Source organism: Rahnella rivi (assembly GCF_019049655.1).
GTDB lineage: Bacteria > Pseudomonadota > Gammaproteobacteria > Enterobacterales > Enterobacteriaceae > Rahnella > Rahnella rivi.
The window spans coordinates 187946-202077 of record NZ_JAFMOX010000059.1 but is presented as its reverse complement, the minus strand read 5'-3'; the positions used below and the strand labels follow the sequence as shown (position 1 = coordinate 202077).

Sequence of the window (14132 nt, the reverse complement as noted above, 5' to 3'; positions counted from 1 at the left end):
ACGTTGAATTATAGGATTTTATTTATATCATCGGTGGCACATTAAACCCGTATTGTGACTCATTGCTTAAACCGGCAGGGTGATGTTTTTGATTGCAAAACCCCGGCAGCTCATTACTTGTCCAGTTTCCTGCACTATCAGATAAAAAATTGATGCTCATTTCCTGAACATCATCGTTGTCAAAAATATTTATGCTGAATGATGATTTGAGAGAAAACGTCCTCTCACTAATTATAGCTTCAACAGCAAGACGCTGTTAGACCCTTAACTTCTATTCAGGAAACTATTATGGCTACCAGTAAATTGATTAAAACAGATTCTCTGACTGACAAATCTTATAAAGCGGACGGTTTTGACGCGTCGAAAGACACGGTTAAATATAGCTATACCTCTGCCCGCGTGGCTAAACCGGTGTACAACAAGTATGACACCACCAATAAACCTAAAGTCTTCGGTTACTACACTGACTGGTCGCAGTATGACAGCCGTCAGACCGACGGAGATGACACCCCGGCTAATCGCGGTCGCGGTTATGATTTAGCCAACGTCAGCCCGACGGCGTACGACAAAATCATTCTTGGCTTCCTGGGCATTGTCGGCGACAGCACCGGCGAAAAAGCGGAAGTTATCGCCCGCGCTGCAAGCAATCTGAACAAATCCACTAACGAACCCACCTTCCTCGACCCATGGGGCGACTTCCAGACCAGCAACAACGTTGGCCTGAAAGAGTCCGGCTGGGAAGAAATGGACGTGAACTCCGCCACTCAGGCGACAGTAAAAGGTATCGTCGGCGGCCTGCGTGATCTGCAAGCCAAAGCCAAAACCCAGGGGCATGACCTGGCACTGTCGATGAGTATCGGCGGCTGGACCATGAGCAGCGGTTTCCACAACATGTCGCAAACGTCTGCGGGTCGCAGCACCTTTGCAAAAGGCGTGGCAAAACTGTTTACCCGCTTCCCGATGTTCTCTGAAGTGGATATCGACTGGGAATATCCGGGCAACGCCGGTAACAACAATGCCTACAGTGATTCTGATGGTGCGAACTATGCATTGCTGCTGGCTGAAATCACCAAAGAGCTGAAAGCCATTAAACGCAGTGACGTCAAAATCAGTATCGCCAGTTCTGCGGTGGTGGCGATTTTGGAAAAATCAGATGTCGCCACACTGCTGAAAAACGGTCTGTACAGCATCAACGTGATGACTTACGACTTCTACGGTACGCCGTGGGCAGAGAAACTCGATCACCACACCAACCTGCACGCGCTGGTAGAAGGCGGGTGGGGCGTGGATACCATCGTTGATTACCTGTTGGCGAAAGGCTTCCCGGCTGACCGCATTAACGTAGGTTATGCGGGATATTCACGTAACGGCCAGAATGCGGTTCTGGAAAGCTACTCTCCGCTCAAAGGCACCTACTCACCGACACCCAATGCTGAAACCACCGGCACATTCGAAAGCGGTTGCAGCGAATGGTATGACCTGATCAATAACTATATCGATCTGGAAAACCAGAAAGGCCGTAACGGTTTCAGCGTGTACACCGACCAGGTCGCAGACGCTGATTACCTGTACAACAAAGACACAAAACTGTTCGTTTCCCTTGATACTCCGCGCAGCGTCAGGGCTAAAGGTCAGTATGTAGCGAAAAAAGGGCTCGGCGCACTGTTTACCTGGACTATCGATCAGGACAACGGTGTGCTGGTTAACGCCGCCCGTGAAGGTCTGGGTTGCTCCGTGACTAATCAGGTTGTCGATATGGCACCGTTCTACTTCGACGGTATCAATGTCGCCGGCGAAGTGCCTGATGATGATAAACCTGCTACCAATACCACACCGGTTGCGGATATCCAGTTGCAGGTGATCAGCGGTTCAAAAGTGCGTCTGAGCGGTGCTGCCTCGAGCGATGCCGATAACGAGGCGCTGACCTACAAGTGGAGCGTTCCGGCGGGTATTTCGCCAAACAGCACCACCACGTCAACCATTACCTTTATCGCGCCAACCGTGGTCAGCCGTGCAGAGTTCCAGTTCTCCCTGACGGTCACTGACACCCATGCGGCCACTTCCGTTGCCAAAAACTACACGCTGGTGGTCTTTGGTGAAGAAGTGATCGACCCGACGCCAACGCCTGAACCGACGCCTGAACCGACCCCGGAGCCGACGCCGGAACCTACCCCAGAACCGACGCCGGAACCGACGCCAGAACCGACTCCGGAACCGACACCAACGCCAACACCGGCAGGTAAATACGACGAGTGGGAATCCGGCAAGGTGTACAACACCGGCGATAAAGTCAGCCATAAAGGAAAAGATTACGTGGCTAACTACTGGACTCAGGCAAACGAGCCAGGTCTGGCAGAGTTCACCGGTGAATGGTCACAGTGGAAGTTACTCTGATTACACCACGCAGACGTCATGAGGTTCTGACCTCATGCTAATGAAAGCGCAAAGCGGGACACTTACGGGTGTCCCGCTTTTTTTTGCTGCAACGGTGGGCTGATGCAGCTTGCCGAACCCGCGTCAGACACACAGGTTCAGCAGGCTGTATCCGAGACAGCGCAGGGTGTGGCCTGGCGTACTGAGGGAGAGTGAGAGGTTGAGACAGTTAAAGCAGAACGAAGAGGGCGTACAGCGCGGGAAGAGGGCAAAAAAAATCCCCCGCAGACGTGGGTCTGTCGGGGGAAAGGATTAACCTTGTTGTTTCGGCGCGGGGGTCATGGTGTCAATGAACGCCGAAATTTTCTTACCGAGCAGGGTGATAATCGGCCCGGCAAACACGCCGCCCAGCCCGGCGATGACCAGTAGCTTGTCATCGTTGGCATCGTGCGACAAAACGAAAATACTCAATATCATGCCGCTGAAACAGGAGACGATAACCTGTAAAAGACAGGCCTTAAGTTCATCCATGAAGGCCTTCTTCTGTCTCAGCATGATGTAGCGAACGACGCCACCCCACGCTGACATTCCCATAACGGCAAAAACAATACTGTGCTCTATGGTGACGATATCTCTGGCATGTGCTGCGCCAATCATGATGCTTTCCTCTAAGGTAAGAATAAAACCGGTTAACTTGTGTATGGTTAAATTATCACCAGAAGACGCCGGGCAAAAATCACATAGCCACACATTTTTGCGTGACGGTTTTTAGCCGCGCAATCGCGAAAAGTGAGAAGACGAAAGGGGAGCAGGCCGCAACCGGGCGAGGTTTTTTCTTAACCAGAAAGGCTTAGGCCGCACAGTGAGTTTTTTATCCCACACACCGGCCGGCAATTTAAAAAAATAATAGCGTTTGAATTTCAGAAAGATAACCCGCGTGATAATTTTGTTCGCACACTAAGCATATCAACCCGTCATCCGTGACGGGCTGCCCAAGGTTTTAGTTCACGGCACAGAAACTCTGCGCCTCAGCACGGACATTTCCCCATCTTCCCGCCTTCGCTGGGGAATCTTGCTTCCAGACAGCGGCAGTGAAACTCCCGCTCGGACATCGGCTCGTTATCCGGGTGTCGCACCTTCATATGCTGCACATAATTTTGGTAATCCTGCACGCCGACCATCAGCCGGAAACTCTGCGCAGTGCGCCGGATAGCCAGCTTCAGCCAGCCGGAAACGTTGTGCGGCTTCGGCTCGACGATAAACAGCGGCTGACAGCTGATGATGCGAAACGACGCCGGTCGCGGTGTTTTAAACAATGCGCGTGACTCAGACATGGCGCACCTCGCCAACCGGGCGGCCTTCACGGCGCAGCACCACGGCTGTTTCATGTACCGTCGGCGTGGCGGATTTCAGTGCGCGGCGGATAACAAAGAACGACGACACCAGCATCGTCACCGCCACCAGCATAAAGAAGCCGCACAGCACGGCGTTGATCTGATTATTCAGCACGATGGTGTGCATATCAGCCAGCGTTTTGGCCGGTTTGATGATTTCACCACTGTCGATCCCGGCAGAGAATTTCTTCGCCTGCGCCAGGAATCCAATCGACGGTTTTTCGTGGAAAATCTTCTGCCAGCCTGCGGTCATCGAGGTGATGAACAGCCAGATGGTCGGCAAAATAGTCACCCAGGCATAACGCTGCTTTTTCATTTTGAACAGCACTACAGTGCCGAGGATCAGCGCCATCGAGGCCAGCATCTGATTGCCGATACCGAACAGCGGCCACAGAGTATTGATGCCCCCTAACGGATCGACCACGCCCTGATACACGAAGAAACCCCAGCCCGCGACCGCGACGGTAGTACCGGCGAACGTGCCGATCCACGAACGGTTATTGGCTAAAGAAGGGACGGCAACGCCTACCAGATCCTGCACCATAAAACGGCAGGCGCGGGTACCGGCATCCACGGCGGTCAGGATGAACAAGGCTTCAAACAGGATCGCAAAGTGATACCAGAAGGCCATCATCGCGCGGCTGTTAAACACCTCAGTAATGATGTGCGCCATGCCGACGGCGAAGGTCGGTGCGCCACCGGCGCGGGACAGGATTGACTGCTCGCCGACGTCTTTGGCTATTTGCGTCAGAATATCCGGCGTGATGACAAAGCCCCAGCCGTTAATCACCTGCGAGGCACTTTCCACCGTGGTGCCAATCAGCGCCGCCGGTGAGTTCATCGCAAAATAGACGCCAGGGTCGATCACTGACGCACAAATCAGCGCCATGATCGCCACAAACGATTCCATCAGCATCGCCCCGTAGCCGATAAAGCGGATGTGACTTTCGCGCTCCACCAGTTTCGGCGTGGTGCCGCTGGAAACCAGCGCGTGGAAACCTGAAATCGACCCGCAGGCGATGGTGATAAACAGGAACGGGAACAGGCTGCCGGAGAATACCGGGCCGCTGCCGTCAATAAAACGCGATACGGCGGGCATTTTCATTTCCGGCATGGCGAAGACGATACCGACCGCCAGCCCGGCAATAACGCCGATTTTCAGAAACGTTGAGAGGTAATCGCGCGGTGCCAGCAGCAGCCAGACCGGCAATACCGAGGCAATAAAACCATAAATCACCAGCACCCAGGTCAGCGTGGTGCCGTGCAGGGTAAAGAACGGCCCCCAGTAAGGATCCGCCGCCACGTTGCCGCCGTAAATAATCGCGAGCATCATCAGCACAAAGCCAATCACCGACACTTCAGCAATTTTCCCCGGACGCAGAAAGCGCATATAGATGCCCATAAACAGGGCAATCGGAATGGTCGCGGCAATGGTGAACAGCCCCCACGGACTGTCGGCCAGCGCTTTGACCACCACCAGCGCCAGCGCCGACAGAATAATGATCATCACGCCCAGCGCCCCGAGCATGGTGATGACGCCTGCGAAATTACCCAGCTCCTGCTTCGCCATTTCTCCGAGAGAACGGCCATCGCGGCGGGTAGAGATAAATAGGATCAGGAAATCCTGCACCGCTCCGGCCAGCATGACGCCGACTAAAATCCAGATGGTGCCCGGCAAAAAGCCCATTTGCGCGGCGAGGATCGGGCCGACCAGCGGGCCTGCTCCGGCAATCGCCGCAAAGTGGTGGCCGAACAGCACCCATTTATTGGTCGGCACATAATCCAGCCCGTCGTTGTGGCGCTCGGCGGGGGTCATGCGTTTATCATCGAGTTCAAACACTTTTTCGGCGATAAACAGACTGTAAAAACGGTAGGCAATGCTGTAACAGGCAATGGCGGCAACCACCAGCCAGAGCGCGTTGACGTGTTCGCCACGACTTAACGCCAGCATGCAAAAAGCAAAGGCTCCGATGAACGCCACCACCAGCCAGGTTATCCCGGACTTGACGCTTTTCATGATTACAACTCCTTGTGAGTGGTCCTTTGTCGTGCTGGCCACTTTTTTTGTGAGAGTGTGAGGTAGGGAGGTAAGGGTCGGCGCGCCAGCGGCACGTTGCGACTATGTTAAATTACTGGTCAAAAATAATGTTTTTGAACAGAAAAGTTTGAAGTTAAAAGCGGAAGTGTGATGCGGTTTACGCTTTGCACAGAGAGTACTGGTCGGATGACAATAAAGTTGTGGCGGGGCAGGAAAAAACCAAAAAAAAACCGGCCACGAAGGCCGGTCTATTTCTGTCAGGTCGGGGATTATTCTGCAGCAGCAGGTTTTTCCTGACCTGGTTTGTGGTCACGCATCTGTTCCATTTTGGCAGAGCGTTTCTGGTAGTTCTCGTTGAACTGTTTTTTCTGCTCAGGTGTCAGCAGGTTATACATTTTGTTCTCTGCACGGGCACGGTCGAGCATACGGTCAGACTGTGCTTTGGTGATGGTATCAATCTGCGATTTCACCTTAGCTTCGTCGAAGCTGTCGGTCGCCACCAGGCTGTGCATCTGATCCATCTGCGCTTTCATGGCGGCACGGTCAGGGCGTGCGCCGCTGTCTTTCATGATGTCTTTCATCTGAGTTTTTTGCTGCTCAGTCAGGTTCAGGCCGGCAAACGGGTTCATGTGTTGCGGGCCTTTATGATGCAGCATTTTGCCGTGAGCAGCATCAGGTGCTGGAGGTGCAGTCGTCTCAGCAGCAAACGCGAAAGAAGCAGAGCTCAGAGCCAGGGTTGAAGCCACAATCATTGCGGTAAGTTTACGCATAATAAAATTCCTTATTGAAGATTCAGGCACGTTGCCCGTTTTGTTTCGACGAAAGCAAGTCTACTGAATCCAATGAATAGTAATGCGAGGTAGATGTAAAATTCTGAAAGTCGGAGAGACACATTTCACGCAATCATGGAGAAAATGTTTAGAAAGCGTAAGGTTAGGCGAACAGACGTGAATGGCGGTTCGGATAAATCCGAGTCATGCGAAGGATTCAAACATTAACATGATGAATGATTTGCCGCTATAGCCCGCGTGTAAAGAATGTTTGAAGTTTACTCACGGTTTACTTGGCGATGAACAGGCGAAAACAGGCATAATAGTTTTCATTTCGTTAACACCGCTTGTAACAGTGATCCGCATTATGACTGAATCCCGCTATGCCCAGCTGGCGCGCACGCTGCGCAAACAAATTGACACCCAGGTCTGGCTGCCCGGCGATCGCCTGCCTTCATTGCGTGACACCTGCAAACAGTCTGGCCTGAGCCTGATGACGGTCCTACAGGCTTACCAGCTGCTGGAAAGTCAGGGAGTGATTGTCGCGCGGCCTCAGTCCGGTTACTACGTGGCTGCCGGATTGCAGCGTCCGGTGCGGCATCAGCCGGACGAGCGTCTGCATGCCGCCGAGCAGGTGGACGTCAACGATGCCATTTTTGATATTCTCAAAGCCGGACAAGATCCTGGCGTGGTGCCGCTTGGCTCGGCGTTCCCGGATCCGACGTTATTTCCCCAGCCGCGTCTGGCGCGATCGCTTGCCAGCGCCGTGCGCCGGATGTCCCCTCACAGCGCCACTGCCAACCTGCCGCCGGGTAACGAAGAGCTGCGCCGCAGCATTGCCCAGCGTTATGCGCAAAACGGTATCGAAGTCGCGCCGGATGAAATCGTCATTACGTCTGGCGCGATGGAGTCGCTCGGGCTGAGTTTGCAGATGGTGACCGAGCCGGGAGACTGGGTGGCGATTGAATCTCCGGCTTTTTATGGCGTGTTGCAGGCCATTGAGCGGCGCAAACTCAAAGCGGTCGCCATTCCGACTGACGTGCGGTACGGCATGGATCCCGATGCATTGGAAAAAGCGCTGGAAACCTACCCGATCAAAGCCTGCTGGCTGATGTCCAGCTATCAGAATCCGCTCGGCTGTACCTTGCCGCCGGAAAACAAAGCCCGGCTGGTGGAAATTTTGCAGGCGCACCAGGTCGCCATTATTGAAGATGACGTTTACAGCGAACTCTATTTCGGCAGTGAACGCGCGGTGCCGCTGAAGGCCTCGTCCTACCGCAGCGAGATCCTGCACTGTTCGTCATTTTCTAAATGTCTGGCACCGGGTTTTCGCGTCGGCTGGGTGGCGGCGGGGGCATACGCCGAGCGCATCCAGCGGTTACAGCTGATGAGCACTTTATCGGCCAGCGTGCCGGTGCAGCTGGCGCTGGCCGATTATTTACAGCAGGGAGGTTATGACACCCATCTGCGCCGTCTTCGCCGCGTACTCGAGCAGCGGCAAATGGCGATGTATCACGCCATTCTCGCCGAATTCCCCGCACAGGTTTCTGTCAGCCAGCCAAAGGGCGGCTATTTTTTATGGCTGGATCTGGGGGAAAACGTCGATGCGGCGCGGGTCTATCAGCTGGCGCTGGCAAAAGGCGTCAGTGTGGCGCCCGGCAGCATGTTTTCTGCCGATCAGCGTTTCAGCCACTGCATCCGTATCAACACGTCTTTCGAATGGGCTCCGCACACCGCGCGCGCCATCTCGATTCTGGCGGCGCTGGTGGCGGAGGAGATTAAGCAGTGAAAAGCGCGTTGTCAGACATCCTGTTCCCGCAGCGTCTTACCGACGTTTCCGCCCGGATGCACTTTCAGTAAACGTTGCTGGTCAAAGCCGTTGCGCAGCATGATGTTGCCGCACAGCGCGTCGAACACCGCCAGCACCAGCACGATAGAGGTGGTGGCGAGCATATTCAGCGGATCGATTTCCCGCTGTATATGGGTTTTCACCACCAGCGTGGCGGCACGGGCAATGGCTGAATCCAGATTCTCGGTCACGCTGACGATCGCCACACCTTTGGCTTTCAGTGTCGGCAAAAGGCGCGTCAGCTCTTCGGAATTTCCGCCGCGCGAAATCAGGATCATCAGGTCATCACTGCGCATAAAACCTAAGTCGCCGTGCGCGGCATCGGTGGCACTGAGGTACACCGCCGGTTGTTCAACGCACGCCAGCATATGGGCGATTTTGCGCGCCGCAATCCCCGACGTGCCCACGCCGGTCACCGCAATTTTGCCCTTACAGCCGGTCACCAGCGTCAGCAACTGCTGCCAGATATCGGCATCGAGATGGCGCTGCAATGCCAGTAATTCCTGGCTGTAGGTCTGCCAGCCCTGGCACGCCAGAGCAAATTCTTCCTCTGCGTTCATTCGGTTTCCCCCTGCATCAGGCGGCGGTACTTCATGCTGTCGTGGTACATCTCATGGAATACGCGGTATTTGCGGTCGTAATACTCTTTGATTTTGTTGGTTTGCGGCGTGACGGTTTTGCCGATGCGGCTCATGGCGGCCATGGCTTCCGGCAGCGAGTCATACGCACCCGCCGCGACGGTGCCCATCATGGCGCTGCCGAGCAACATCGCTTCGCTTTCTTCCGGCAATAACATCGCGCAGCCGGTGGCGTTGGAATGCTCCTGCACAAACACCGGGTTTTTGGTGCCGCCGCCGCTTGCCATCATGGTATCGATGCGGTAACCGCTCTGGTTCATGGTTTCGATAATGTGACGGGTGCCGAGCGCCAGCGCCTGAATGGTCGCCAGATAATGCAGTGCCATATCTTCCGGCGTACGCGAGAGTTTCAGGCCGGTCAGCGTACCGGTCAGCGTCGGGTTGGCGCGCGGTGAACGGTTGCCGTGGAAGTAGGGCAGCATATGAATGTCTTTGGTCAGGAAGGCAATGTCTTCCGGCTCGCCTGCCATTTTGCGCAGGATGGCGTTAAGCACTTCGTAAATGGTTTTGCCGCTGTCTTTGCCCTGTTTCAGCAGATCCTGATAGCACGGGTGCGACTGAATGACGTGATCGATCAGCGCGCCGGTGGTGGATTGCCCGCCTTCGTTCAGCCAGTAATCCGGCAAAATCGCCGAATAATACGGGCCCCAGATGCCGCCGATATAGCGCGCACTGCGTGACATCGCCATGTGTGCCGTCGAGGTGCCGCCGATCAGCGCGATGCGGTTGTCGAAATCTGCCGATTCACCGGATGCGCCGCTGGCGCCGAGAATGCCGAGACTGCCTGCGTGCGCATCAATGATCGAGACGCTGACCGCCGTGCCTGCCATCAGGCCCATTTCGGCGGCGGCGCGCTGGGTCAGACCATGCCCCAGCGGTTCGCCCATGGTTTTCACTTCGCTGCCGATTTTCGCCGCATTATTTTCCAGCAAATCTTCCAGCCCGATCTGGCGGAAATAGCTCGGATCCCAGCGGTCTTCGTGGCCGATGTAGGTCCATTTACAGACGGTGGAACACAGGGAGCGCGTGGCGTCCTGCGTGGCGCGCCAGGTCAGGAAATCCGGCAGATCGAACAGGTGCCCGACGTTGTTCCAGGTGGTGGGCATATGCTGTTTCAGCCACAGCAGTTTTGGCGTCTGCATTTCCGGCGAAATAATCCCGCCGACGAATTCCAGCACGCGGTGGCCGGTGGCGTTGATGCGTTCCGCCTGCGTAATGGCGCGGTGATCCATCCACACAATGATGTTCTGCTCGCTGCGCCCGGACGGGCTGACGGTCAGCGGTTTGCCTTCTTTATCCAGCACCACCAGCGAACAGGTGGCGTCGAAACCGATACCTTTCACCTGAATCGGGTTGATGTCGGCCTGATTCACCGCGTCTTTCACGGCGTTACAGACGGACTGCCAGATCTCATCGGAAGATTGCTCGACGAAATCGGCTTTCGGGCGGTACAACGTGATCTCACGGCTGGCCTGGCCGACCATGCGGCCGGTCATGTCGAAGACGCCCGCGCGGGCGCTGCCGGTTCCTACGTCAACTCCAATAAAATAACTCGCCATGTTCTTTCCCTTCGGTAAAAAGCTTTCGCTTAAGATTTTCTGTTTTGCAGAGCGATAAACAGGATCAGGACGCCGCCCCACAGGGCCATCGTCAGGTAACTGCTGACGCCCATCAGGTTGAGGCCGCTTTCCAGCATTTGCAGGACGATCAGCGCCAGCACCAGCCCGATGACCCGGCCAAAGCCGCCGTCGGGGTTAATCCCGCCGAGCACGGAGGCCAGAATGGTCACCAGTAAATAGGAGTCGCCGTAGCCTGCTTTCGCCGAGTTAAATTTGGACATCATCAGCAGTGCCGCGCCCCAGCCGAGCAGGGCGGAAAGCACGTACACCGCGATGGTCACTTTATGGGTGTTGACGCCGCTAAAGCGTGTGGCCTGTTCGTTGGAGCCCATCAGATACAGGCTGCGGCCAAGGGTGGTGTGTTCGAGCAACACCCATAACAGCAGCGCCACCAGCAGGAACAGCAGCAGGGCGACCGGAATGCCCAGCAGGCTGCCGTTGCTCAGATATTGGATGGCCGCCGGGAAGCCGGAAATCACCGCACCACTGGTCAGCAGGATATTCAGCCCGGCAATCAGCGTCATGGTGCCGAGCGTCGCCAGAATCGGCGAGACACCCACGTAGGCGATCAGCGCACCGTTAAGCACACCGATAGCCACCGCCACGCCCAGACCGGCGAGCATCGCCAGCGCGAAATATTCCGGCTGATTCGGGTGCGCCACCATAATGGCCGCCATGGCCAGCGAGCAGGCATTCGCACCGGCAATCACCGAAAGGTTGATGCCGCCGGTAAGCATGGTGATGCCCATCCCCAGCGCCAGCATGCCCAGAATAGGCAACTGCGAAGAGATCGACTGGAAATTGCCGACGCTGTAAAAACTGCCGCCCAGCGTGAAAGAGAACAACACGGCCACGGCAATGATGATCAGCAACTGCAAACGGATAATGCGGTCACCGGGGAAAAATCGGGTTAAGGTCGTCATGTCACATCCCCTTTGCCAGTTTGCGTTTTTCATTCCACGCCGTGCTGCTGATGCTGATCAGAATGATCAGGCCGCTGAACACCTGATGCCAGTAAGACGAGATACTCAGCAGCGTCAGGCCGTTTTGCAGGAAGGCCAGCAGCATGACACCCAGAATGGTGCCGGTGAGTGAACCGCGCCCGCCGGTCATGCTGGTGCCGCCTAACACCACCGCCGCCAGCACCGTCAGCTCATAGCCGAGCAGGGAATTCGGTGCGACGGACTGAGTGATTTGCGCCTGAACCACCGCAGCAATACCCGCCAGTAATCCCATAAAGCCGTAGACGTAAAAATGCAGCCGCAGAATGTTCAGACCAAGGCGCGACGCAGCGTCACGGTTGCTGCCCATGGCGTAAATCTGCCGTCCGACGCGGGTGCGGTTCATCAGCACACCGGTGGCGATAATCACCCCGAGCAGGCTGAGTAACGGCAGCGTCAGGCCATAGTCGTAGCCGTCCGCGGCGGTAAAGGAGAACCAGTTAATGCCATTCATAAACCAGTCGGGGAAGCCGTACAGCCAGGTGCCGTTGGTCAGGTACACCAGCAATCCGTAGAACAGATTCAGCGTGGCGATGGTGATGATGATGGCCGGCACGCGCAGCCAGTACACCAGAAAACCATTGACCAGCCCGAGCAGTAAACCGGTGCCCATCGACATGGCAAACGCCAGCGGAAAACTGCCGCCGTGATGGAGGATGTAACTCGCCATCACGTACTGACCGATGGACGTCACCGCCGGGAAGGAGATGTCGATACCCCCGGCAATCAGCACCACAAACAGGCCGCAGGCCAGAATGCCGAGAATGGCATAACTGGTGGCGACGTCGGTCAGGTTGCCGAGCGTCATAAATTCACTGGTGCTGAGGCTCAGGCCGATGACCAGCAGCAGGACCAGTAATCCCAGCCAGAATTCGTGCCGGGAGAACAGTTTCGACAGTGCGTTGTTATCCATTGATCGCCTCCGCAATCTGCGCTTCGCTGCTCTGGTGCGGGGCGAATTCCGCCACCAGTTCGCCTTTGCGCATCACCAGCACCCGGTGACTGTTGTAATAGGCTTCCGGAATTTCATCGCAAATCATCAGTACCGCCATGCCGGATTCCGCCAGGTCACGGGCAATACGGTAAATGCCTTCTTTATTGGCAATATCCACGCCGACGGTCGGCGAATCGAGGATCAGAATATGCGGCTGCGTCGCCACCCATTTGGCGATGGCGATACGCTGCGCATTGCCGCCGGAAAGCGTTTTCACCGGCAGGCCGCTGTCGGAGACTTTGATGTTCAGATCACGAATCAGGTCTTTCACCACTGACGCCGCTTTACGGTGATCCATCAGCCCGGTGGTGGTGTGCAGCTTGTCGAAAATCGACACCAGTGTGTTGTCGTAAATGGATTGCTCCATGATCAGCCCCTGCGTCAGACGGTCTTCCGATACATAAGCGATACCGTGACGGATGGCGTCGCGGTTGCTGTGAAATTTCACCGCCTTGCCGTTAACGCGGATTTCGCCGCTGTCCGGCTGGCTCATGCCGAATAAGCTCATACAGAGTTCAGTACGCCCTGAACCCAGCAGGCCGATAATCGAGGTGATTTCGCCCTGGCGCAGCGACAGCGAAATATCCTGATACTGGCCTTTGCGGCTCAGGTGGCTGACTTCCAGCAGCGGCGTGACGTTGGCCGGTGCGCGGTGCGGCAGGTGGCTGTAGGTAAAGCGCTGTCCGGTCATCAGGAACGCCAGCTCATTGCTGTCGAGTTCGCTGGCCGGATACGTGCCCACCAGTTTGCCGTCGCGCATCACGCTGATGCGGTCGGCGACTTCCATCACTTCATCAAGGCGGTGGCTGACGAACACCACGCAGATGCCCGCGGCCTTCAGCTCATTCACCACCCGCAGCAGGCCGTTCACTTCGGTGCGGGTCAGCGACGCGGTGGGTTCATCCATGATCACCAGGCTGGCGTCAGCAGCGATTGCGCGGCATATTGCCACTAACTGACGGTCGGCGATCGACAGCTTTTCGACTTTACGATCCGGATCCAGAGAAATTCCGACCCGTTGCATAGCGGCCACAGCTTTTTTGCGCATTGCCTCGCGATGTACCCAAAAATCGCCGCCCGGTAAATAACGGTGGATGGCAATATTTTCGGCAACCGATAAATTCGGAAATAAAGAGAGATCCTGATAAATAACCTGAATGCCGTAATAAGAAGAAAGTTGCGGCGTCAGGCTATGAAAAAGTTTTCCATCGAGCGTAATTGCCGCGCCTTTTTCCGGCTGATAGACGCCGGAAATGACTTTAATGATGGTGCTTTTACCGCAGCCATTCTGACCGGCGAGACAGTGCACTTCGCCTTTATTCAGCGTCAGGCTGACATTATCCAGCGCTAAAACGCCGGGGAATTTTTTACCGATTTTTTCGAGGCTGATAAAAGCCTCAGCAGGGGCAGGGGACGTGCGCGAACCGGACGACGGAGTGAGAGTGTTCATCACATT

The 14132-nt window shown here is 55.6% G+C and carries 11 protein-coding genes; 2 read left to right on the top strand and 9 right to left on the bottom strand.

The genetic code is table 11. The annotated features are described in order from the left end of the window. Positions 1–288 precede the first annotated feature (288 nt). Complete coding sequence (locus tag J1779_RS13095; RefSeq protein ID WP_217203960.1) at positions 289–2394, top strand: glycosyl hydrolase family 18 protein; 2106 nt, start codon at positions 289–291, stop codon at positions 2392–2394. Positions 2395–2685: 291 nt separating this feature from the next. On the opposite strand, the gene J1779_RS13090 is transcribed toward J1779_RS13095, so the two are convergent. The 4 genes from J1779_RS13090 to spy form a co-directional block, all read right to left on the bottom strand. Further along, entirely contained in the window at positions 2686–3030 is a 345-nt protein-coding gene (locus J1779_RS13090; RefSeq protein WP_056769428.1) for a phage holin family protein, read from the bottom strand. A gap of 371 nt (positions 3031–3401) precedes the next feature. After that, a complete protein-coding gene (locus tag J1779_RS13085) occupies positions 3402–3707 on the bottom strand; it encodes a YbdD/YjiX family protein (RefSeq protein ID WP_217203959.1) in 306 nt (101 codons plus the stop codon). Next, positions 3700–5784 (bottom strand): carbon starvation CstA family protein, encoded by a 2085-nt coding sequence (locus tag J1779_RS13080; RefSeq protein WP_217203958.1) that lies wholly within the window; start codon positions 5782–5784, stop codon positions 3700–3702. Before J1779_RS13080 ends, J1779_RS13085 begins: the two co-directional genes overlap by 8 nt. A 290-nt stretch (positions 5785–6074) precedes the next feature. After that, positions 6075–6575, bottom strand: coding sequence for an ATP-independent periplasmic protein-refolding chaperone Spy (spy, locus tag J1779_RS13075; protein WP_122094860.1), 501 nt, complete (start codon positions 6573–6575; stop codon positions 6075–6077). Positions 6576–6942: 367 nt separating this feature from the next. Here spy and J1779_RS13070 point away from each other — a divergent pair, with 367 nt between their 5' ends. Beyond that, on the top strand, positions 6943–8364 hold the full coding sequence (locus tag J1779_RS13070; RefSeq protein WP_056769435.1) for an aminotransferase-like domain-containing protein: 1422 nt from the start codon (positions 6943–6945) through the stop codon (positions 8362–8364). 11 nt (positions 8365–8375) lie between these two features. Here J1779_RS13070 and J1779_RS13065 read toward each other — a convergent pair whose 3' ends face one another. From J1779_RS13065 to J1779_RS13045, 5 genes are read right to left on the bottom strand one after another with little or no spacing between them, the layout of a single operon-like run. Next, a complete protein-coding gene (locus tag J1779_RS13065) occupies positions 8376–8984 on the bottom strand; it encodes a KpsF/GutQ family sugar-phosphate isomerase (protein WP_122094862.1) in 609 nt (202 codons plus the stop codon). Then, positions 8981–10621: an FGGY-family carbohydrate kinase gene (locus tag J1779_RS13060; RefSeq protein ID WP_183847509.1), complete on the bottom strand. Its 1641-nt coding sequence runs from the start codon at positions 10619–10621 to the stop codon at positions 8981–8983. The genes J1779_RS13065 and J1779_RS13060 overlap by 4 nt, the downstream gene beginning before the upstream one ends. 29 nt (positions 10622–10650) lie before the next feature. Continuing rightward, positions 10651–11604: an ABC transporter permease gene (locus J1779_RS13055; protein WP_217203957.1), complete on the bottom strand. Its 954-nt coding sequence runs from the start codon at positions 11602–11604 to the stop codon at positions 10651–10653. 1 nt (position 11605) lies between these two features. Continuing rightward, positions 11606–12595, bottom strand: a complete 990-nt coding sequence (locus J1779_RS13050) for an ABC transporter permease (protein WP_056769443.1) — start codon at positions 12593–12595, stop codon at positions 11606–11608. Further along, positions 12588–14126, bottom strand: a complete 1539-nt coding sequence (locus J1779_RS13045; RefSeq protein ID WP_217203956.1) for a sugar ABC transporter ATP-binding protein — start codon at positions 14124–14126, stop codon at positions 12588–12590. Before J1779_RS13045 ends, J1779_RS13050 begins: the two co-directional genes overlap by 8 nt. Positions 14127–14132: the final 6 nt, after the last annotated feature.

Excerpts from the sequence above, each read along its gene's own strand:
- J1779_RS13050 (WP_056769443.1), bottom strand. The coding sequence starts at position 12,595 with ATGGATAACAACGCACTGTCGAAACTGTTCTCCCGGCACGAATTCTGG.
- J1779_RS13045 (WP_217203956.1), bottom strand. The coding sequence starts at position 14,126 with ATGAACACTCTCACTCCGTCGTCCGGTTCGCGCACGTCCCCTGCCCCT.
- spy (WP_122094860.1), bottom strand. The coding sequence starts at position 6,575 with ATGCGTAAACTTACCGCAATGATTGTGGCTTCAACCCTGGCTCTGAGC.
- J1779_RS13085 (WP_217203959.1), bottom strand. The coding sequence starts at position 3,707 with ATGTCTGAGTCACGCGCATTGTTTAAAACACCGCGACCGGCGTCGTTT.
- J1779_RS13080 (WP_217203958.1), bottom strand. The coding sequence starts at position 5,784 with ATGAAAAGCGTCAAGTCCGGGATAACCTGGCTGGTGGTGGCGTTCATC.
- J1779_RS13070 (WP_056769435.1), top strand. The coding sequence starts at position 6,943 with ATGACTGAATCCCGCTATGCCCAGCTGGCGCGCACGCTGCGCAAACAA.
- J1779_RS13055 (WP_217203957.1), bottom strand. The coding sequence starts at position 11,604 with ATGACGACCTTAACCCGATTTTTCCCCGGTGACCGCATTATCCGTTTG.
- J1779_RS13090 (WP_056769428.1), bottom strand. The coding sequence starts at position 3,030 with ATGATTGGCGCAGCACATGCCAGAGATATCGTCACCATAGAGCACAGT.
- J1779_RS13095 (WP_217203960.1), top strand. The coding sequence starts at position 289 with ATGGCTACCAGTAAATTGATTAAAACAGATTCTCTGACTGACAAATCT.
- J1779_RS13065 (WP_122094862.1), bottom strand. The coding sequence starts at position 8,984 with ATGAACGCAGAGGAAGAATTTGCTCTGGCGTGCCAGGGCTGGCAGACC.
- J1779_RS13060 (WP_183847509.1), bottom strand. The coding sequence starts at position 10,621 with ATGGCGAGTTATTTTATTGGAGTTGACGTAGGAACCGGCAGCGCCCGC.